Consider the following 19,762-nt stretch of genomic DNA (forward strand, 5'->3'; position numbering starts at 1 on the left):
CGGCGCACGTCACGACGGAGCCGTTCCCGGGAGGCGAACGAAAGAAGGGGGGATACCGGCTTCTCGGCGTGTGGGGACCCGAAGACGACACATCGCATATTAGGTGAGGCTTACCTAATTGTCACGACGGGGGTGTGGCCGGGACGGTGACGGCGGGCGGACTCCAGCGGCGGGCGCGGGACGCCCCGGGGGAGACGCCGTACTCCTCCTTGAGCTGTTCGGGGATGGCGTAGTGCATCACGCGTCCACGGGTGAGGGAGGACAGTTCGAGGACGGTGGTGAGGTGACCGAGGCGGTCCAGCGCCCAGGCGCCGAGGGGCGATCGGTCCTCGACGGTCTCCAGGACTCCGAGCAGGTGGGGCACGGCCTTGACGACGGTGTCCCATGAGGTGCGGGGCACCTGGAGCCAGTCGGCGCAGGTGTCGCCGACCAGGTGCCGGACGAGCGCGGAGACGATCGGGTCGAAGAGGGTCCCGGGCACGACCTCCTCGTAGAGGTCGATGAGCTGCCGGGTCAGCAGCGCGCCTTCCTCGGAGGGCCCCATGTGCCGGATCATGTAGAGGTCGAGGAACTGGCGCGCTTCTTCCAGGGACCGGGGCACGGCCTCCTGGCTGACGCCCAGCATCGCGCCGACCACGCGCCAGGCGTAGTAGTAGGCCGCCGCGCCTTCCTCCGACAGGTGGACGCCGAGGCGATGCAGGCTGTCGAGCACGAGCAGCGAGAAGAACATCTGCCCGCCGATCATGTCCTCCTGGCAGATCGGCGTCCCGAGCGCCTCGGTGTCCCACCGCTTCTCGCGCAGGAGGTGATGGCGGATCGACGCGTGCAGGAGGCGGACCTTCTGTGCGGCGGGGAGGAAGCGGCCCCCGGCCTCGAAGGCGTCGGGCCGCATCAGGTAGACGGTGAACTGGCCGGTCTCCGCCATCCGTTTGGAGGGGTACTTCAGCCCGTGGGTGGCGGAGAGGAGCTTCGCCACGTGCGGGACCACATAGCAGGCCGGCATGGAGGCGAACGACAGCGCGGTGGAGATATGGACGTTGTTGTCGATGAAGAACAGCCGGGCCTTCTCCATCTCCTCCCAGTCGACCCAGGCCGGTGGGGCACTTGTGGCCTGAAGGTAGTCCCGGGCGACATCGGGCAACCCGTCCGGCAGGGGAGCGCCGGCGGTGGAGACGTAGCGCATCAGCGTGTTGAACTTGCCCACCTCCCCGCGTTCGAAGAGCGCGGCGACGGTGGCGTCGGCCAGTTCGTCACCGCCCTGCCGCAGGGCGTTCATCGAAGCCTCGGTACAGGTCAAGACGGACTTCCTCGTTCTCGGTGCGGTGCGGTGCGGTGCAGGGCGGTGCGATGGGTGCGGTGCTCTGCGCGGCGGGCGGGTGAGGGGTCAGGACAGCCGGACGGTCGCCGACTTCGCCAGCGCGGTCAGGGCGTCGGCCGCGCCCGGTGGCACGTCCAGCTCGTGGAGGGCGCCGAGGGCTTCCCCGACGCGCGCCGTGATCATGTCTTCGACGAGGCCGGGGGTCTTCAGCCCGCGCATGACCGCGCGCACCGCGTTCAGCCCGTCCTCGTCCAGGTCGCGACGGCCCAGAAGGGCCCGGAGCCGGTCACGGTCGTCGGCACCCGCGACCCGCCAGGTCTCCGCCAGCAGGGCCGTGGGCCGGTGGCCGCACACGTCGTCGGCATTGGCCTTGCCGGTGCGCCCCGGGTCTCCGAACAGCCCGAGCAGATCGTCCCTCAGCTGGAAGGCCTCGCCCAGCGGCAGCCCGTAGGCGGAGTAGCCCTCGCACAGCCGGCCGCCGGCCCCGGCCAGCGCGCCACCGATCAACAGGGGCTGCTCGACGGTGTACTTGGCGGTCTTGTACCGGATCACCTTCAGTGAGGCCGCGGTGTCCGGCTCCGCTCCGGTGCGCAGGATCTCCAGGCACTCGCCCGCGATCAGCTCCCGGCCGAGAACCGACCACAACGGGCGGGCCCGGCCCAGATAGGCGACGGGCAGACCGCTGGTGGTGAACAGTTCCCCGGCCATTCCCATCAGCAGATCGCCCACCAGCATCGCCAGCGACCTGGCGGCGGCGACGGAACGCGGGCGACGGCGCACGGCACCGCGCAGAGCGATGTGTGCGGTGGGCCGGCCGTGCCGCAGAGCGCTGTCGTCGATGAGATCGTCGTGCACGACAGCGGCGGCGTGGATCAGTTCGAGGGAGGCCGCCGCCCGCACCAGCGCGTCGCTCTCCGGCTGTCCCGCCGCCCGCCAGCCCCAGTAACAGAACGCCGCTCGCAGCCGTTTGCCGTCCGCGACGACCGCCTCCACCTGTGCGGCCACCGGAGCCAGGGCCGGGTCGATCGCCGCGAACAGATCGGCCTCCCGGGCGACGAACGGGTGCAGCACCTCATCGACCCGGACCTTGAACGCGGCCGCGTCCCAGCGATCACTCGTCATCGGCGGCCCGCCGGGCGACGGCATGCCGGGCGAGCAGCTCCAGATGGGCCGGCGGCGGGACGGCGTACCGGCCCAGCACCAGGCGCCCGCGCGCCATCAGCTCGTGCTCGGCGTCCGCGGCCAGTTCCGCGGCGTCCGAGCGACGCAGCAGCCCGCGCACCGCTCCCAGGGCCGAGCCCACCGCGCTCACCGCCAGATCGGCCGCCCCCGCCACGAGCAGGACCACCCGCTTGTCCAGGTCCCCGTCATGTCCCGCTTCTCGCGTCATGCCACTCCCCACCCCCACAACTTCCGACGGCGCGGGTCGCGCGCCTGCTCCACAGCATCGCGACGCACCGGGCGCCGAAGGGGCGGAAGTCACGATCGAGTGATCAACTCGCTCGACCGTACGGTTCACCGCCACCGCCACCTGTCGGTCTGTCAGCGCCGAAGACCGGCGTTCAGCCGGGCTGCCTGGCGGGTGAGGTGGTCGCGCTCGGCGAGCGTGGGGGCCTTGTGGGCCGCCTCCGCGTACAGCCGGGCCGCCTTCGTCAGGTCGCCGTCGCGCTCGTGGAGATACGCCGCCACCGCAGTGTGACGGGGCAACGTGTCGCTCAGCGCGGCGAGTTCGGTCAGCCCGGCGCGCGGTCCGTCGGCCTCGCCGACGGCGACCGCACGGTTGAGCCGCACGACCGGGCTGTCCGTCAGGCCCGCCAGTTCGTCGTACCACTCGACGATCTGCACCCAGTCGGTCTCCGCGGCGGTCGGCGCGTCGGCGTGGAGCGCCGCGATGGCGGCCTGGGCCTGGAACTCACCCAGCCGGTCGCGGGCGAGGGCCCCTTGCAGGATCTCGACACCCTCGGCGATCGCCCCGGTGTCCCAGCGGCCCCGGTCCTGCTCGGCGAGCGGCACCAGGCCCCCGTCGGACGCGGTCCGGGTGGCGCGGCGGGCATGGTGGAGCAGCATGAGGGCGAGCAGCCCCGCCACCTCCGGATGGCCGATCGTCGCCGCGAGCTGCCGGGTGAGCCGGATCGCCTCGGAGGCGAGGTCGACGTCGCCGGAATAGCCCTCGTTGAAGACCAGATAGAGGACGCGCAGCACGGTCGCGACATCGCCTGGCTGATCGAACGGCACGCCGGAGACGGTGCGCTTCGCCCGGCTGATGCGCTGCGCCATGGTCGCCTCGGGCACCAGATAGGCCCGGGCGATCTGGCGGGTCGTGAGCCCGCCGACCGCGCGCAGGGTGAGCGCGACGGCCGACGACGGCGTCAGCGACGGGTGGGCGCACAGGAAGTAGAGCTGGAGCGTGTCGTCCACCGCCCGCGCGGGGCCGGGCGCGGGCTCCTCGTCGACGAGGTCCTCCCGCCGCCGCCGGGCGGCCTCCGCCCGGGTCGCGTCGAGGAACCGCCGCCAGGCCACGGTGACCAGCCAGCCCTTCGGGTCCCCCGGTCGCTCGTCCGGCCATACGCGGACCGCCTCGACCAGGGCGTCCTGCACGGCGTCCTCGGCCGCCGCGAAGTCTGCTCCGCGGCGGACGAGGATGCCGAGGACGCTCGGTGTGAGGCTCCGCAGAAGGGCCTCGTTCATCGTGGCGTCACTCCGTGACGGTGGGCGGCGCGGACAGGAACGGGCGGACCTCCAGCCACTCGTGGATGGGCTTCCCGCCCGCCCCCGGAGCGGCCGACAGCTCCCCGGCCAGTTCGACGGCGCGGTCGTAGCCGTCGACGTCGATGATCATCCAGCCGGCGATGAGGTCCTTGGTCTCGGCGAACGGCCCGTCGGTGACCGGCGGGCGGCCCTCGCCGTCGTACCGGACCCACGTGCCCTCGGGGGCGAGCGCCTGCCCGACGACGAACTCGCCGGTCTTCTCCAGCCGGTCCGCGAAGTCCTGCATGTACTGCATGTGCGCCGAGATCTCCTCGGGCGTCCACCGGTCCATCGGCACATCGTTGACCGAGGCCGGGGCTCCGCGGTAGTGCTTGAGCAGAAGGTACTTGGCCATGGTGGTACTCCTCGGTGCTGTGCGGCCCCTTGTGGCCGCTTTCACTCCAGGGACGGAGCCGGATACGGGTTCTCGACATCGTCGCCCGAAAACCTCTCGAAATCTTTTCGGCGGGCCGGTCGCGAGCCCGCGATCCCTGCTCGCGCGGGCCCCACGGACCTCACCGCACGGGCTCCGCATGGCGGCCCACGGAACCGCGACGCAGACTGGACGGAGACGGGACCACCAGGACGACTGCCCCGGGGAGGCCCGGAACGATGGGTGAGTACGCGGATCTGCCGGGTGTCAGGACCTGGTACGAGACCGAGGGGGCCGGCGACCCGCTGGTGCTGCTGCACGGCGGCTTCTGCACCAACGACACGTGGGGAGCGCAGCGCGCCGACCTCGCCGCCGCCCACCGCGTGTATCTGCCGGAACGGCGTGCCCACGGGCACACGGCCGACGTCGCGGGTCCGCTGACGTACCAGGACATGGCCGACGACACGGTGGCCTTCCTGGAGGAGGTCGTCGGGGAACCGGCGCATCTGGTGGGCTGGAGCGACGGGGGAGTCGTCGCGCTGCTCGTCGCCATGGACCGTCCCGACCTCGTCCGCAGAGCTGTGGCGATCGGGGCCAACTTCCGCCCGGGGACCGAGTGCTTCGTCGAGCCGTCGATGCTCGACGCGATGACCCCCGCCGCGCCCGGTCTCGCGTTCTTCCGGGAGATGTACGAGCCCGTCTCACCGGACGGCGCGGACCACTGGCCGGTGGTGGCGGCGAAGGTGGTCGACATGTGGCGCACGCAGCCGACGCTGACGGCCGAGGACCTGTCCCGCGTCGGGGCGCCCACCCTCGTCATGGTCGGCGATGACGACCTGATGACGCTGGAGCACACGACGGCCCTGTACCGCGCGATCCCGGACGCCGAGCTGGCTGTCGTTCCCGGGGCGTCCCACCTGGCTCCGCTGGAGAAGCCTGCGCTGGTCAACCGGCTGATCCTCGACCACCTCGCACACGAGTCGGTGGAGACGATGATGCCCATCCGGCGGGCCGAGACCGGGGCGGCCCCGGAGGACACCGCGATCTGAGCGGGCGGCGTCGAGGACCGCGGGGCTCATTCCTCCGTGCAGCTGAAGTCCTGCGGGGAGGTCCGCAGCTTGCCCAGCAGTCGGCGCAGCGTGGCCCGGTCGCGCTCGGACAGGTCCGCGAAGAGTCCGTCCTCCACGGTGTCGAGTGCCGTGTCCGAGGTCCGGAGCTGCGAGGCGCCCCGCGGAGTGATCTCGACGATGTGGCGGCGCCGGTCGGCGGTGTCGCGGCGACGGCGTACGAGATCGTCGCCCTCCAGGTCGTTGAGGAGGGCCACGAGGACGCTGGGGTCGACGTCGAGCCTCTCGATGAGCGCCTTCTGTGTGACCGGCCCGTCGGCGAGCTGCAGGAGCGTCATCATGTGCCGCGGGGTGAGCCCGGTGGCCGCGAGCGCCTTGTGGATGAGGGTCTGCGTCGCGTTGCCGTGGTAGGCGAGCAGGAATCCGAGGCGGTAGCCCGGATCACCGGGAGACGTCGAAGGCCCCGCCGATGGCTGGGCGGCCCTGTCCTGAGCTGGCATTCCACCACGGTATCAGGACCCATATTGTGGAACCTCTAAAATCGTTTATAGTCATCAACGATCTAGCCATTCGCATCATTGATGATCTCGAGGTAACCATGTTCATCGCCTACGCCGTGGTCGGCGTCCTTCTCGCCTTCGCGCTCGGCGCCTCCGCCGTGCTGACGTTCACGCGCAACGAGGCCATCACGGCCTCGATGGGCAAGGTGGGCGTCCCCGGCACCTGGTTCCCCTGGCTGGCCTCGCTCAAGGCAGCCGGCGCCCTCGGCCTCCTGATCGGCCTCGGTGTGCCGCTGATCGGATCCGCCGCGGCCGTCGGCGTCGTCCTCTACTTCATCGGGGCCGTCGTCACCCACCTGCGCGTCAAGGACTACGAGATCGCGCCGCCCGTGGTGCTCGCCCTGCTGGCCGCCGCCGCACTGGTCCTGCGCGTGCTGTCGGCCTGAACGCCCCGAGCGCTGCCGGGTGTGCCCCGCGTCGCTGGTGGCGCGGCCGACCGAATCGGGCGGATGTCAGCAATGGGCGAGATGCTCACATTTATGCTGGCTCGATGCGATCTGCTCCCTGGTGGGCCTTGGTCTTCTTCGGATGCGCCCCCGTCCTTCTGGTCGGCTCCTGGACGATTGCGCAGCTGCGCCAGGGGCCGGAGTACGACCCCGCGAGGCAGACCTTGAGCGTGCTGGCCTCCTACGGTGCTGCCGGCTACTGGCTGATGACGGGGATGCTGCTGGTGCTGGGGACGTGTTACGTGGTGACGGCGCACGCGCTCCGGCCGGCGGCCCCCGCCGGCCGGGTGGCCCTGGCCGGCGGCGGATTGTGCGCACTGGCGCTGACGCTGGTGCCCGTCCCGGACAGCGGCGGGGCGTTGGAGCACGGGGCCGTGTCCACCGTGGGCCTCGTGCTGCTGGCGGTGTGGCCTCTCCTGGCCGCCGTACGGGACAGGAAGCCGGTGCCGTGGGGGCTGAGGCCCGATGTGTCGCTCGCCGCGAGCGCGTTGATGGGCGCGAGCGCTCTGTGGTTCCTGGCGGAGCTGCAGAGCGCGGGGGCGCCCGGCGTCGCCGAGCGTGTCGTGACGTTCGCCCAGGCCCTGTGGCCGTTCCTGGTGGTCGTCTCCTGCCGCAGAAGCGCGGCCTGACGGAACCGAAGCCCCGAGGACGCGGGGAAACGCGCCTACGCGCCGTCGGCCAGGCTTCGCAGCCAGGCGTCGAGAGTCGTGTAGTCGCTGTCCGCCAGGCCTCGCCGGGGATTCACCCGGTGGAGCAGGGCCGGGCCGGGGTGGTGCGCGGAGACCCAGGTCCGATCGGTGTCCGTGATCTCGTCGTCGACCCAGACGAACGGACGGCCGGCGGCCCGTACGACGAGGGCGCGGGTCTTCCAGTGCAGCCCGTCCCGCTCGTCCCGGCTCTCCTGTCCTGCCGCGGCCTCGTCCTCGGAGGGTTCGGGCCAGTGGACGACGGGCAGCGGCGGCAGGCCGATGCGGGGGGCGATCCACGCGTTCGCGTCCTCCATCCACGTGGTCGCCCACACGAGCTCGCACGGCAGCGCCGCGAGCCGGGGCCCGTGCCGGGGATCGATCCTGGTCAGAAGCGGATTCGCGCCGGTGCCCGGAGTCCCGGGGGCCGTCCCGTAGGTCGGGTGGGGGCGGGACGTCGCACCGAAGGGGATGAGCGGACCGTCGACGTCGAGGAACAGCAGCGGACGCTGCGCGGTGCGAGTCACGGGAGCACGATAGCGGTGACCCCACCGGGCGCACGGACCCGGCGGCAGGGCCCCGGCCGGCGCGGCGCGCGGTGGGAGCGCCGATGCGGACGGCTCCGGGGTGACAGCAGACCGCTGCCACCCCGGAACCGGTACGTCGGGCCCCGGATCATCCCGGACGGGAGGCCCTAGGTGAGCGGCTCCACCCACACGTTGCGGTAGCGGATCTTGCTCCCGTGGTCCTGGAGCTTGATCGCCCCGGCCGTCGGACCCTCGGCAGCTCCGCCGCCCGTCGGGCCGTCGACGGCCACGTCGTCGTGGACGGTGACGCCGTTCCACACGACGGTGACCCGGGCGTCCTGCGTCTTCGCGCCCGAGGCGTCGAAGCGGGCGGCGCGGAAGGTGATGTCGTACGTCTGCCAGGTCTCCGGGGCCGTGGCCGCGTTCACGTCCGGGGCCTTCTTGGTGTAGATCGCCCCGGCCTCGTTGTCGGCGAGCGTGGTGTCACCGTACGAGTCGAGGATCTGCACCTCATAGCGCTCCTGCAGATACACGCCGCTGTTGGCGCGGTCCTGGCCGGTCACGTCCGGCGGAAGGTTCGGCAGCCGGAACTCGACGTGCGCACGGAAGTCCTGGAAGCCCTGCTTGGTGCGCAGGTCCCCGCCGGCGATCTCCATCTCCCCGCCGCTCACCGGCCACTCGGGCGCCCGCCCGTCCGGATGCTGCCAGGCCGCCTGGTCCGTGCCGTCGAAGAGCTGGACACGGGCCCCCTTCGGATGGACGGTGATCATGTCCAGGTTCACATGACCGGTGTCACCGCTGTCGTAGGAGTAGGTGATCGTGTTGCGGCCCTCGCGCAGCTCCAGCTGCTCCGTCCCCGTCGACCAGGTCTTCCAGTCGGTGGTCGACGGCAGCTCGGTCTGCCGGACCTTCTCGCCGTTGACATGGACGCTCACCGTCTTGGTGCCGGGCGCCGGATCCGGCCCGTTGGAGTAGCGCAGACCCACATCGTGGGGACCCGCCTTCCCGGCCTCCACGTCGAAGGTGACCGCCGCTCCCTCGCTGCCGAAGTCGTCGACGAAGCCGCCGCCCGAATAGCCCGCGTGCTCGGTGTCGAAGCCCGCACCGCCGCTGAGGGCGGCCTCCTCCGCCTCGTACCGGGTGGCCGGGGGCTGGTCGCCGGGCAGGGAGTTGAGGGTGTACCAGGCCTCCGTGCTCCACAGCTCCGTGCCGTCGGCGGAGCTGAAGGGGCGCGGCGAGCGGACGTGGACCACACGGTTCGCCTTGAGCCCGGGAAGGGTCAGCGTGACCTTCTTGCGGTCCTCGGACAGGGTGGCCGCACCGACGTCCAGGGACTCCTCGTCGATCTTGGGGCCGCCGTAGGCGGGGGTCGGGGCGTACGCCCACTGTTCGACCCGGTAGCTCTCGGCGAGCTTCGCGGCCGTCTCCTCGGAGAGCGGCTCGGTGTACTCCAGCTCGAAGCCGCCCGGCTTCGCACGCATCGCCAGGATGTCGAAGGCCTTGTCACCGCTGGGCGAGAGCTTCTGGAGCCCGTAGGTCAGCTTGCCCTCCTGGCCCCAGTTGCCGCCCGCGCCGAGGCCACCGGCGTAGATCGCGCCGTCCGGACCCATGCTGATCCGGTTGACCCCCGCCTCCAGGCCCTGGGTGAAGCGGAAGACCGCTCCCTGGTACTCGCCGTCGACCTTCTCCAAATAGGCGCGCTGGATGCCGCCGTACGTGACGTCACCGAACAGCATCTGCCCGGCGAACCGGCCCTCGTCCAACTGCAGAGGTGTACTGGGGGAGTTGGCTATCTCGTTCTGCGGCAGCCACAGCACCGGCTTGGTCACCGGCTTCGCGTCGAAGGGGCCCGACGGGTTGGTGTAGTGGTTGAAGAAGCGGTCCTGCTTGATGTGCAGCAGCTTCGAGGAGGGCAGCCAGCCGCCCTGGTTGTCGAGGACGAACATGTCGCCCTCCGGGCCCCAGCCGATGCCGTTGGGTGTCCGCAGACCTCCGGCGATGTAGTCGACCTTGCCGGTCTCCTTGTTCACCTTGATCGTCGAACCGCGGTTCGGCGCGGGCTGCGGGTCGGTCGTCGCCCCGCCCAGGTCGATCGCCACGGACAGGTTCAGGTAGAAGTAGCCGTCCCGGTAGAGCAGACCGAAGGCGAACTCGTGGAAGTTCCCGCCGTACGGCCAGGTCGCCACCGTCCGGCGCTCATCGGTCACATCGTCGCCGTCGGTGTCGGTCAGCTCGGTGAGCTCGTGCTTCTGGGACACGTACAGCTTGCCGTCGACGGCCTTGATGCCCATCGGCTCCTTGAGCCCCTCGGCCACCTTCTTGGCCGTCACTTCCCCGGGACCGGTGTCGCCCTGGACGTTGTCGAGGAGGTGGACCTCGCCGGTCGTGTTGTCGGTGCCGCCCCAGGTGGTGACGGCGAGCCGGCCGTCGGGCAGCCAGTCCATCGCGGTGACCTGCGGTTCGAAGCCCGCGGGCCGCAGATCGGTGAGCGCGTAGTCCGGGTGCGTAGAGGTCAGCGGCAGCCCGTCGCCGGGGGAGTCGAGGGCGCCCTCGCACTCCTTGCGGCCCGGCGCCGTCACCCGTACGACGTCGGCGTCGGTGCTCAGTACGGAGTTCGGCACGACGGTGAAGTCACCCGCGCCGGGCGGCTTCCATTCGAGGGTGACCTGCTGGCCACCGGTGCGGTCGAAGTGGTCTATCCGCAGCGCGTGATGACCTGCCGTCAGCTCGGCCGACCCGTCCTTGGGCTCGGCGCCGTGCAGCCCGTCGTGATCGATGACGGTGGAGCCGTCGATCCGCAGCCGCGAACCGTCGTCGCTGGTCAGGCGGAAGCCGTACGCACCGTCGTCAGGCACGGTGAGGTTGGCCGTGACCTGCGAGACGAAGTGATCACCGAAGCCGAAGTCGTCCGGCGAGCTCCAGTCGATGCCCGGCATCAACTTGTCGACGTTCGGCGTCTGTCCGGCCTTGATGTCGCACAGCTCGCTGAGGGGGACCTGCACGTCGAAGACGCGCAGGGTGACGCCCGGCTCCTGCGGCGGGAGTTCGTCCCGCGGTACCGGCGCGGCGGCGGCCGGCACGGCGGAGAAGGCGCCGACGAGAAACGCGGAGACCAGCAGACCGGTGAGATGTCTGCGGCAACGGTGGAGCGGCCGTGGATGCATTCTTCCTCCTGGCCCCTCGCGGCGAGGGGCACGTCGCGGCGGTGGGTGGGGCCACCCGGCGCCCGGGGGTGAACGTTCGGCTCGTGCGGTGGGGCAGCGCATCGTCCGGACAGGGACTCCGGTGGCTGCGCCGAGAACAGTAGGAGGCTTCTACCGGCGGCGTCCATACTTCGTCACCACAGTGTTCAAAGTTCGCAGGCGTTGATGCAAAGTAGCCAAACCCCTTGTTGTACAAGGCATCTGGCGCTCAGTCAGCAAGTGTCAGGGCTCGGGCCGCGCACTCCGGGGAGGTGTTCTCGCGCGCGCCGATGCAGCGGGCCAGCGCGGCCCGCTGCATCGGAGGTGGGTCATCGGAGGTGGATCAAAGGCCGGGCGGACGGGCGCTACTGGCCTTCGCGGCCCGTGGCGGAGGCGAATCCCAGCCACGTATGGCGGTTGCCCCACCAGCACCAGCCGACCTTGGGGGCGTTGCGCCGCTCCTTGCCGTCCCGACCGGTGCCGTTGCTGATCCAGAGCGCCGGGGTACGCGCGTCCAGGGCGCCGTTCGCCTTGCGCAGCCGGGACCCGATGGTCATGAAGCAGAGGTTCCGCTCAAGCACCGCCGGCCGCTGCAGGACCCAGTGGATGCCTTCGGTGAGCACCAACGGGGTGCGGCCCTCCTCGGTGAGGGCGGGCAACGCCTCTTCCGGGCTCCAGTTGGCCAGGTGGTCGCCGCGGTCGGGCCCGGCGACGAAATAGACAGGCGCGTCGGGAAGTTCGACCGCGGTGGGGGCGAACCGGTCGACGTCGGGCATGTCGACGACGACGAAGCCGGGCTTGCCGTCGCGGAGGAGCAGCGGCGCGAGGGCGGAGGCGGGGGCGCGGTCCGGATGGACGGCGAGCAGAACGTCACGGCGCCGGCCGGCCGTTCCGGCGAACGCGCGGATGTCCTCGGCGGGAATCCCCGCGATCTCGTGGACCCCGAGCCCGATCAGGCGCTCCGCCTGGGCGGAGGGCGACGGGAGCGGGTGCACGGCGTCAGCAGTGGAGGCATCGGGCAAGGCGGTTCCTCGGATTCACGGTTCGCGGCAGGGGGCCGGAGGTCGAACGAGAGAGTTCGCCGGAGTGTTCCCGACGCGCCCACGTCCCCTCCCGGGCGGGCCCGCTTCCGTGCTGCCGCCCCGACGTCGGCCGGTACGCGGACGATCCGCGGTTCACCCGACGGCCCGGACGCCCCGCCGGCCGTCCCTGTCGGCCATTCCCGGCCGGCCTTGCCGTCGCCCGCCGACAGTTCCGTTCCCACTGTGCCCGCCGCACACACGACCCGACGCCCCCGCCACCGCGCGCCCGCTGTTTCCGCTACCCCTGCCCGCCCGGTTCGGCCGGGCAGGCCAGGTCCCGCGCCGGGCGCTGTCCGGTGGTGAGGAACGCCGTCGCCGCGTCATTCGCGCACGTGTTGCCGCCGAACGGGTAGACACCGTGTCCGCCCTGGTCGGCCGTCACCAGCATGGCCCGCTGGCCGAACGCCCGTCGCAGCTCCCGGGCGCCGGCCAGCGGCGTCCCCGGGTCGCGCTCGTTCTGCACCATGAGCACGTTCGACGGACCCCGGTCACCGATCCGCACCGGCGGCTCGACCCGCTCCGCCGGCCAGAACGCGCACGGTCCTATCCCGGCCGTGGACGCCCCGATCATCGGATACCTCATCCGGTCGACGGCGACGTTGCGCTGATACTCCCGCACCGTCCCCGGCCAGCGCGAGTCATTGCAGATCACGTAGTGGCGCGCGGCCAAGAGGTTCTCCAGGTTCGCCGGCGGCGGAGGAGACGCCGGCAGCGGCCGGTCCCTGTCGACCGCCTGCCAGAACTCCGCCAGGTGGGGCATGAGGACATCGGCGTAAAGACGTTCGAACGTGACCGCGCGGAACGCGGTCCCGTCGATGCCCCGGACCGGCTTCCCGTCCAGCCGCTTCGCGAGATCGAAGAACTTCGCGGTCACCTGCCCGGGCGTGGCACCCAGACCGTACCGGGGGTGCGCGGCCGCGAACTCCGCGAAGTCAGGGAACCGGTCCTCCAGCCCGCGGCCGAACGACCGCATGGCCGTGACGTCATAGCCGCCGGGACCCAGATTGCTGTCGAGGACGACCCGGTCGCCGCGCTTCGGGAACATCGTCGCGTACACCGCACCGAGATGGGTGCCGTAGGAGTGACCGAGGTACGAGATCTTCTGCTCACCCAGCGCCGCCCGGAGCCGGTCCATGTCGCGCGCGGTGTTCGCGGTGGTGATGTGCGGCAGCACCGACGCCGTGCGCGAGGTGGCGCACTGCTTCGCGACGGTCCGCGCGTACCCCGCCTCCCGCGCGACATCGGCGGCTGTGTGCGCGTACGGCGCGAAGTTGCCGCGGTACTGCTGCTCCTGCGTCAGATCGCAGGTCACGGGCGCGCTCCGGCCGACGCCACGAGGGTCGAAGCCGATCACGTCGTAGGAGTCGAGCACCTCCCGGGGCAGCCCCGCACCGGCCAGAACCGCCGGATAGTCCAGCCCCGCACCCCCGGGACCGCCCGGATTCGTCACCAGGACACCGCGGCGCTTCGACGGGTTCTCGCTCGCCAGCCGGGAGATCGCGATCTCGATCCGACGGCCGTCCGGGTGCCGGTAGTCGAGCGGCACGTCGAGCGTCGAGCACTCGAGCCGGGGAGCGGTGATGTCCTCGGGGCACGGGCCCCACCGCACGGGGCCCGGACTCGCCCCGCCGGCGCCCGGACCCACCCGCACGGTGTCCGGAGCCGCCGCGGACGCTCCCGGCACGGCGAGCGCCACCGCCACGACGCCGACGGCGAGAGTGAGGGACAAGGATGTACTACGCATCTGACGTCCTCCTGGAGAATGGGGCGCACGGGGCGCCGGGAACACCGGCGCTGAGCGCCCGCCGGCTGTGTGTCGGTGTCGTACGGGCCGCCTCCACCCTCGGGCCGCCGTCCGGACGAGTCTGTGCGTGCGGGCCCGGGCGGCACATCGGCCCGGCGGCCCGGAGCGGCGCCGACCACGGGCGGGACGCGGGTACGACTCCGGTCGAGTGCGCCTCCGCCCCGGGGACGACTCGCCGGCGTCCCGGCTTCGCGACAATGAACGGGTGAACACGTACGGCGCGCCACGGCTCGGACGGTGGCAGCAGATCTGGCGGCTGGCGGCGGCCACCGCGGTGAGCGTGCCGATCTGGCTCTACATCGGAGTGCTGCTCCACGAGCAGGGCGCCGGACCGGGCTCCTGGTTCCGCGTCGGCGATCCGCTCGTGGCCCTCGGCTGCCTGACCGCCCTGCTGTGGCGCCGGCGATTCCCCCTCGCCGTCGCCATGACGGTCGCGGTCGCCTCGACCGCGTCGACGCTCGCCACCGGCGCCGCCCTCCTGGCGCTGGGCTCGATCTCCACGCGCCGACGTCCGGTGGAGATCGGGGCCGTCGCCCTGGCCTATGTGGCCGCGTCACAGTTCGCGGGCGGGGTCTACCCGGTCCAGAACCCGCCCGGCATGCTCTGGTTGCAGCTCGCGTTGCCGGCCCTGACCGCGGGCATCGCGGCGGCCGTGGGCATGGCCATCGGCGCGCGGCGCGTCGAGGTGCGGTCCTTGCGGGACCGCGCGGAGAGCGCGGAACGGGAACAGACGGCACGAGCGACGCAGGCACGGGTCCTGGAGCGCAACCGGATCGCCCGCGAGATGCACGACGTGCTCGCGCACCGGATCTCCCTGGTCGCCATGCAGGCCGGAGTGCTGGACCACCGCGGCGACCTCGGAGCCGAGGAGAGCCGTCTCCTGGTCCGCGGCATCGCCGAGGGCTCCCACCAGGCACTGGAAGAACTGCGCGATGTCCTCGGTGTGCTCCGGGCCGACCCGGGCCACCCGGAACCACCGCAGCCCTCTCTCGACCGCATCCCCGACCTGGTGGCCGACGCCCGCGCGTCGGGACTGGACGTCACCCTCACCACCGAGGTGACGGGAACACCGGCCGACGTCGTGGGACGAACCTGCTACCGGGTCGTCCAGGAAGGGCTGACCAACGCCGCCAAACACGCCCCGGGCGCGCCCGTCCGCATCGCACTCGAAGGCGCGTCGGGCGAGGGGCTCGGCGTCGACGTCCGCAACGCCCCGGCCACCACGAGCACCACGCAACGGCCACCCGCATCGGGATTCGGGCTGCTCGGCCTCACCGAAAGGGTCGGCCTGGCCGGCGGAACACTCCACCATCACCCCACGGCCGACCACGGCTACGTCCTCAGCGCGCGGCTACCCTGGCCGAAACCCACCCACGAGAAGAGAGCATGAGTGGACAGCGAACGGGAGCCGGTGCGTGTCGTCATCGTCGACGACGACCAGTTGGTACGCATGGCGTTGCGGCTCGTCATCGACGGTGAACCGGATCTGACCGTCGTCGCGGAGGCGGCCGACGGGAACGCCGCGATCACCGCGGTGGACGAGCAGCGGCCGGACGTCGTGCTGATGGACGTACGGATGCCCGGCCTCGACGGACTCGGCGCGACCCGGGTGCTCCTGGCCCGGCCGGCGCCGCCCCGGGTGCTCATGCTGACGACCTTCGACTCCGACGACCTGGTGCTCGGCGCCCTGCGGGCCGGAGCTCTCGGGTTCGTCCTCAAGGACACCCCGCCGGTGCGGATCCTCGACGCCGTGCGGGCCGTGGCGGACGGCACCCCCGTGCTGTCGCCGGCCGCCACGGCACGGGTGATCGCCGCGGCCACCGGCCCGCAGTCCTCCCACGCCCGTGACGCGACCCGTCGGGCCGCGCGGGAACGGCTGTCCGCACTGACCGAACGGGAACACGAAACCGCTCGGGCCATCGCGGACGGACTGGGAAACCCGGAGATCGCTCAGAGGCTGCACATCAGTGTCGCGACGGTCAAGGCGCACACCGGCAGCCTGTTCTCCAAGCTGGCGGTCCAGAACCGGGTACAGATCGCGCTGCTGGTCCGCGACGCGGAGGAATGACCCGGCGCCCGGAGGAAGCACGAACAACAATGGCAAGGAGAGGGACCTCTCCTTGCCGCTCTCAACTTATAGCTCACCGGGGGGCTTGCGGCAAGACCCCGGTGACGGCGCAGAATCCTCGGGTCGATGCCACCACCAGCGGGAACGGTGGCACGACGTGCGCCGACCGGCCGGGAGGATCCGCCGGTCCATTCGTCAGAGGGAAGAAAACCAGGGATGAGTACGTGCCCGACAAGAGGTTCGACAGAGGGCGAGGCGCCGGTGATCCGACCGGCTGCCGCAGCGCGACGGAAGACGACCGCCCCGGAGGTGTCGCGATGACGGACCCGTACGTGTTGGACCTCAGCGAGGTCGACGAGACGCGTGTCGCGGCCGTCGGCGGCAAGGGCGCGCACCTGGGCGGACTGTCGCGGATCGAAGGCATCCGCGTGCCGGACGGCTTCTGCGTGACGACGGACGCCTTCCGGCGGGCCATGGCGGACGTCCCGCCGATCGACGAGCGGCTCGATGAGCTGTCGCGGCTGGACCCGGAGGACCGGGAGGCGATCGGCACGCTCAGCGCACGGATTCGCCGCAGCATCGAAGAGACCGCCGTCCCGGGAGACATCGCGGCGGCGGTCTCTTCCTCGCTCGTCCGGTTCGGCGAGCAGGCCGCGTACGCCGTCCGGTCCAGCGCGACGGCGGAGGACCTGCCGACAGCCTCGTTCGCCGGCCAGCAGGACACGTATCTGAACGTCCTGGGGCCGACCGCGGTCCTCCGGCACATCAGCCGGTGCTGGGCCTCGATGTTCACCGAGCGGGCCGTCATCTACCGACAGCGGAACGGCATCGACCACCGTACGGTCCACATGGCCGTGGTCGTGCAGCGGATGGTCTTCCCGCACGCGTCCGGCATCCTGTTCACGGCCGACCCCGTCACCGGCAACCGGAAGGCCGCCACCGTGGACGCCGGCTTCGGCCTCGGCGAGGCCCTGGTCTCCGGCCTGGTGAACCCGGACGTCTTCACGGTCCGGGACGGCGAAGTCGTCACCAAGGCCATCGCCGCCAAGGAGCGCGCCGTACACGCCCTGCCCGACGGTGGTACGCGGGAAGTGGCGGTCGACGCACGACAGCGGGAGCGGCCGGCGCTGACGGACGAGCAGGCCGTCCGCCTCGTGGGGCTCGGCCGCAGGATCGAAGCGCACTTCGGCCGCCCGCAGGACATCGAATGGTGCCTGGTCGACGACGGTTTCCGGATCGTGCAGAGCAGGCCGATCACCACCCTCTTCCCGCTCCCCGTCATCGAGAACAGTGACGAGAGGAATGACGGGGAGAACACCGACGGGAACAGCGGGGGGAACCGCGTCTACGTCTCCGTCGGCCACCAGCAGATGATGACCGACCCCATGAAGCCCCTCGGGTACTCCATGTGGCAGCTGACGGCCATGGTGCCGATGCACGAGGCCGGCGGGCGGCTGTTCGTCGATGTCACCCCGCGCCTGGCATCGCCCACGAGCCGTGACAGCCTCCTGGACGTCATGGGGAAGGGCGATCCGCTGGTCAGGGATGCCCTGGAGACCGTCCTCGAACGCGACGGCTTCGTTCCCTCGCTCCCGGACGCGGCTCCCGTCGGGCCGCCGTCCACCGGTGCGCCCGCCCCGATCGAGACCGATCCGGCCGTCGTCACCGAACTGATCGAACGGAGCCGGACGTCCGTCGCCGCCCTGGAACGTGACATCCGGACGAAGAGGGGTCCGGCGCTGTTCGACTTCCTGCAGGAGGCCTTCGAGGAGCACAAGCGCGTTCTGGCCGACCCGCTGAGCATGCGGGCGCTCATGGCGGGGATGGACGCCACCTGGTGGCTCAACGACAGGCTGCGGGAGTGGCTGGGTGAGAAGAACGTCGCCGACACGCTGACGCTGTCGGCCCCCGACAACATCACGTCGGAGATGGGACTGGCGCTGCTCGACGTCGCGGACGTGATCCGCCCGCTGCCGGAGGTGCTGGCCTTCCTGCGGGACGCCGAGCACCTCCAGGACGCGACCTTCCTGGACGAGCTGGCGAAGACCGAGGGCGGTGCCGAGGCACGGGAGGCGATCGAGGCGTACCTCGACCGGTACGGCATGCGCTGCGTCGGCGAGATCGACATCACCAGGCCGCGATGGAGCGAGCGCCCCACCACGCTCGTTCCCGTGATCCTCGACAACGTGAGGAACTTCGGGCCGGGCGCCGCCGAGCAGCGCTTCGAACAAGGCCGGCGGAAGGCCCGGCAGAAGGAACAGGACGTGCTGTCACGCCTGCGGGCCCTGCCGGACGGGGACCGGAAGGCCGACGAGGCACAGCGGATGATCGACCGGGTCAGGACCTTCATCGGATACCGGGAGTACCCGAAGTACGGCATCGTCAGCCGCTACTTCGTCTACAAGCGGGCCCTGCTGGCGGAGGCCGAGCGGCTCGTGCGGGACAGAGTGCTCACCGAGAAGGAGGACGCCTTCTACCTGACGTTCCAGGAACTCCACGAGGCCGTACGGTCCAACCGGGCGGACGAGCGGCTCATCCAGCGGCGCAAGGAGGCGTTCCGGTCCTACCAGGCGCTCACCCCGCCCCGGGTCCTGACGTCGGACGGCGAGGCCGTCACCGGCGCGTACCGGCGCGACGACGTGCCGGCCGGCGCGCTGACCGGACTGCCGGTGTCCGCCGGGACCGTCGAGGGAAGAGCCCGCGTCATCCTCGACATGGCGGAGGCCGACCTCGAAGCGGGCGACATCCTGGTCACGACCTTCACGGACCCCAGCTGGTCGCCGCTGTTCGTCGGGATCGCGGGCCTGGTGACGGAGGTCGGCGGCCTGATGACCCACGGCGCGGTGATCGCCCGGGAGTACGGCCTGCCCGCCGTCGTGGGCGTGGAGCGAGCCACCCGGCTGATCCGGGACGGGCAGCGGATCCGCGTCCACGGAACCGACGGATACGTGGAACTCCTGCCCTGACCGCCCGCACCGAGGCACCCCCGTCTCCAACGCCGTCCGCCCGTGACACGCCGCGCGTACCCGGCCCGGACCGCGTCAGACGGCAGACCAGCCGTCGTCCACGGGCAGGACTGCGCCGTTGACGAAGGAAGCCGCATCGGACGCGAGCCAGACGATGGCGGCGGCCTGTTCGTCCGCCGAGCCGATGCGGCCGATGTTCGCGCCGATGAGGCTCCTGAGAACGGACGGGCCGTGCGCGTCGGGGCTGCTGTCGACACCGATGCCGGTCGCGGTGGGGCCGGGCGCGATCATGTTGGCCCGGATGCCCTGCCCGCGGTACATCACCGCCAGGTTCTTCACCAGCCCGGTGATCCCGTGTTTGGCGGCGGTGTACGCGGCCCCGGCGGCGGCTCCGCGCAGGCCGGCCTCGGAGCCGGTGAAGACCAGGCAGCCGGCGCCGGCGGTCAGCATGTGGGGGAGTACGGCACGGGTGAGGATGAAGGGAGCCGTGAGGTCGATGCGCAACACCCGGTCCCACTCGGCGTCGTCGGTCTCGTGCGCCGCCGACATGCGGTCCATGATTCCCGCGTTGTTGACCAGGACATCGACCCCGCCGAACTCCGCCACCGCGCGGGCCACCACGGAGTCCACCACCCGTTGCTCGGCCAGGTCCCCGACGGCCGCCAGGGCGATGCCCCCGGCGGCCGTGACCCTCCGTACGGTCTCCTCGGCGCCTTCCGCGTCGAGGTCGGCCGCGAGGACGCGGTCGCCCTGCGCGGCGAAGGCCAGAGCAGCGGCCCGGCCGATGCCGGACGCGGCCCCGGTGACGATCACGCTCCGATGGGCGCGAGAGGCGATGTCCGGCTCGGATACGGGTGCGTTCATGGCGCGGTCCTTCCGACACTGCGAGGGCTGCGGGCTGAGGGCTGGTGAGTTCGGAGCTGGAGGTCGAGGGG

17 protein-coding genes are annotated in these 19,762 nt (G+C 71.5%); 6 read left to right on the forward strand and 11 right to left on the reverse strand.

The window, feature by feature from the left end; translation table 11 throughout:
- Nucleotides 1–121: 121 nt before the first annotated feature.
- The 5 genes from HET64_RS07610 to HET64_RS07630 all read right to left on the reverse strand — a co-directional run bounded on the left by HET64_RS07610 (nt 122) and on the right by HET64_RS07630 (nt 4,421).
- On the reverse strand, nt 122–1,297 hold the full coding sequence (locus HET64_RS07610; RefSeq protein ID WP_215103282.1) for an oxygenase MpaB family protein: 1,176 nt from the start codon (nt 1,295–1,297) through the stop codon (nt 122–124).
- Nucleotides 1,298–1,384: 87 nt separating this feature from the next.
- Nucleotides 1,385–2,440 (reverse strand): polyprenyl synthetase family protein, encoded by a 1,056-nt coding sequence (locus HET64_RS07615; RefSeq protein ID WP_215103283.1) that lies wholly within the window; start codon nt 2,438–2,440, stop codon nt 1,385–1,387.
- Nucleotides 2,430–2,708 (reverse strand): polyprenyl synthetase, encoded by a 279-nt coding sequence (locus HET64_RS07620; RefSeq protein WP_215103284.1) that lies wholly within the window; start codon nt 2,706–2,708, stop codon nt 2,430–2,432. Before HET64_RS07620 ends, HET64_RS07615 begins: the two co-directional genes overlap by 11 nt.
- A gap of 152 nt (nt 2,709–2,860) precedes the next feature.
- Nucleotides 2,861–4,006, reverse strand: coding sequence for an RNA polymerase sigma factor (locus HET64_RS07625; protein WP_215103285.1), 1,146 nt, complete (start codon nt 4,004–4,006; stop codon nt 2,861–2,863).
- Nucleotides 4,007–4,013: 7 nt separating this feature from the next.
- On the reverse strand, nt 4,014–4,421 hold the full coding sequence (locus HET64_RS07630) for a YciI family protein (protein WP_215103286.1): 408 nt from the start codon (nt 4,419–4,421) through the stop codon (nt 4,014–4,016).
- A gap of 257 nt (nt 4,422–4,678) precedes the next feature.
- On the opposite strand from HET64_RS07630, the gene HET64_RS07635 reads away from it, so the two are divergent.
- Nucleotides 4,679–5,488 (forward strand): alpha/beta fold hydrolase, encoded by an 810-nt coding sequence (locus HET64_RS07635; RefSeq protein WP_215103287.1) that lies wholly within the window; start codon nt 4,679–4,681, stop codon nt 5,486–5,488.
- Between the two features lie 26 nt (nt 5,489–5,514).
- On the opposite strand, the gene HET64_RS07640 is transcribed toward HET64_RS07635, so the two are convergent.
- Nucleotides 5,515–6,006 carry a MarR family winged helix-turn-helix transcriptional regulator gene (locus tag HET64_RS07640; protein WP_215103288.1) on the reverse strand — a complete coding sequence of 164 codons (492 nt, stop codon included), beginning with the start codon at nt 6,004–6,006 and terminating at the stop codon, nt 5,515–5,517.
- A 26-nt stretch (nt 6,007–6,032) separates the two neighbouring features.
- Between HET64_RS07640 and HET64_RS07645 the strand changes: the two genes are divergently transcribed.
- Both HET64_RS07645 and HET64_RS07650 read left to right on the forward strand, forming a co-directional pair.
- Nucleotides 6,033–6,452 carry a DoxX family protein gene (locus tag HET64_RS07645; protein ID WP_215103289.1) on the forward strand — a complete coding sequence of 140 codons (420 nt, stop codon included), beginning with the start codon at nt 6,033–6,035 and terminating at the stop codon, nt 6,450–6,452.
- A 104-nt stretch (nt 6,453–6,556) separates the two neighbouring features.
- Complete coding sequence (locus tag HET64_RS07650) at nt 6,557–7,141, forward strand: DUF998 domain-containing protein (RefSeq protein WP_215103290.1); 585 nt, start codon at nt 6,557–6,559, stop codon at nt 7,139–7,141.
- Between the two features lie 35 nt (nt 7,142–7,176).
- Here HET64_RS07650 and HET64_RS07655 read toward each other — a convergent pair whose 3' ends face one another.
- The 4 genes from HET64_RS07655 to HET64_RS07670 form a co-directional block, all read right to left on the reverse strand.
- Nucleotides 7,177–7,725 carry an HAD domain-containing protein gene (locus HET64_RS07655; RefSeq protein WP_215103291.1) on the reverse strand — a complete coding sequence of 183 codons (549 nt, stop codon included), beginning with the start codon at nt 7,723–7,725 and terminating at the stop codon, nt 7,177–7,179.
- A 167-nt stretch (nt 7,726–7,892) separates the two neighbouring features.
- Nucleotides 7,893–10,889, reverse strand: a complete 2,997-nt coding sequence (locus HET64_RS07660; protein WP_215103292.1) for a family 16 glycoside hydrolase — start codon at nt 10,887–10,889, stop codon at nt 7,893–7,895.
- A 383-nt stretch (nt 10,890–11,272) separates the two neighbouring features.
- Nucleotides 11,273–11,929, reverse strand: coding sequence for a DUF5701 family protein (locus HET64_RS07665; RefSeq protein ID WP_215103293.1), 657 nt, complete (start codon nt 11,927–11,929; stop codon nt 11,273–11,275).
- Between the two features lie 298 nt (nt 11,930–12,227).
- Complete coding sequence (locus tag HET64_RS07670; RefSeq protein ID WP_215103294.1) at nt 12,228–13,733, reverse strand: alpha/beta hydrolase; 1,506 nt, start codon at nt 13,731–13,733, stop codon at nt 12,228–12,230.
- 265 nt (nt 13,734–13,998) lie between these two features.
- Between HET64_RS07670 and HET64_RS07675 the strand changes: the two genes are divergently transcribed.
- The 3 genes from HET64_RS07675 (at nt 13,999) to rph (ending at nt 18,827) form a co-directional block, all read left to right on the forward strand.
- Nucleotides 13,999–15,183, forward strand: coding sequence for a histidine kinase (locus HET64_RS07675; RefSeq protein WP_215103295.1), 1,185 nt, complete (start codon nt 13,999–14,001; stop codon nt 15,181–15,183).
- A complete protein-coding gene (locus HET64_RS07680) occupies nt 15,184–15,861 on the forward strand; it encodes a response regulator transcription factor (RefSeq protein ID WP_215103296.1) in 678 nt (225 codons plus the stop codon).
- A gap of 317 nt (nt 15,862–16,178) precedes the next feature.
- Entirely contained in the window at nt 16,179–18,827 is a 2,649-nt protein-coding gene (gene rph / locus HET64_RS07685; protein ID WP_215103297.1) for a rifamycin-inactivating phosphotransferase, read from the forward strand.
- Between the two features lie 75 nt (nt 18,828–18,902).
- On the opposite strand, the gene HET64_RS07690 is transcribed toward rph, so the two are convergent.
- Entirely contained in the window at nt 18,903–19,691 is a 789-nt protein-coding gene (locus HET64_RS07690; protein ID WP_215103298.1) for an SDR family NAD(P)-dependent oxidoreductase, read from the reverse strand.
- Between the last annotated feature and the right edge of the window lie 71 nt (nt 19,692–19,762).

This window comes from Streptomyces sp. McG3 (assembly GCF_018619185.1).
Classification (GTDB): Bacteria; Actinomycetota; Actinomycetes; order Streptomycetales; family Streptomycetaceae; genus Streptomyces.

Bases quoted from the DNA above. Each gene is read 5' to 3' on its own strand.
- HET64_RS07650 (WP_215103290.1), top strand. From the start codon at position 6,557: ATGCGATCTGCTCCCTGGTGGGCCTTGGTCTTCTTCGGATGCGCCCCC.
- HET64_RS07615 (WP_215103283.1), bottom strand. From the start codon at position 2,440: ATGACGAGTGATCGCTGGGACGCGGCCGCGTTCAAGGTCCGGGTCGAT.
- HET64_RS07640 (WP_215103288.1), bottom strand. From the start codon at position 6,006: ATGCCAGCTCAGGACAGGGCCGCCCAGCCATCGGCGGGGCCTTCGACG.
- HET64_RS07670 (WP_215103294.1), bottom strand. From the start codon at position 13,733: ATGCGTAGTACATCCTTGTCCCTCACTCTCGCCGTCGGCGTCGTGGCG.
- HET64_RS07660 (WP_215103292.1), bottom strand. From the start codon at position 10,889: ATGCATCCACGGCCGCTCCACCGTTGCCGCAGACATCTCACCGGTCTG.
- HET64_RS07635 (WP_215103287.1), top strand. From the start codon at position 4,679: ATGGGTGAGTACGCGGATCTGCCGGGTGTCAGGACCTGGTACGAGACC.
- HET64_RS07620 (WP_215103284.1), bottom strand. From the start codon at position 2,708: ATGACGCGAGAAGCGGGACATGACGGGGACCTGGACAAGCGGGTGGTC.
- HET64_RS07630 (WP_215103286.1), bottom strand. From the start codon at position 4,421: ATGGCCAAGTACCTTCTGCTCAAGCACTACCGCGGAGCCCCGGCCTCG.
- rph (WP_215103297.1), top strand. From the start codon at position 16,179: ATGACGGACCCGTACGTGTTGGACCTCAGCGAGGTCGACGAGACGCGT.
- HET64_RS07625 (WP_215103285.1), bottom strand. From the start codon at position 4,006: ATGAACGAGGCCCTTCTGCGGAGCCTCACACCGAGCGTCCTCGGCATC.
- HET64_RS07690 (WP_215103298.1), bottom strand. From the start codon at position 19,691: ATGAACGCACCCGTATCCGAGCCGGACATCGCCTCTCGCGCCCATCGG.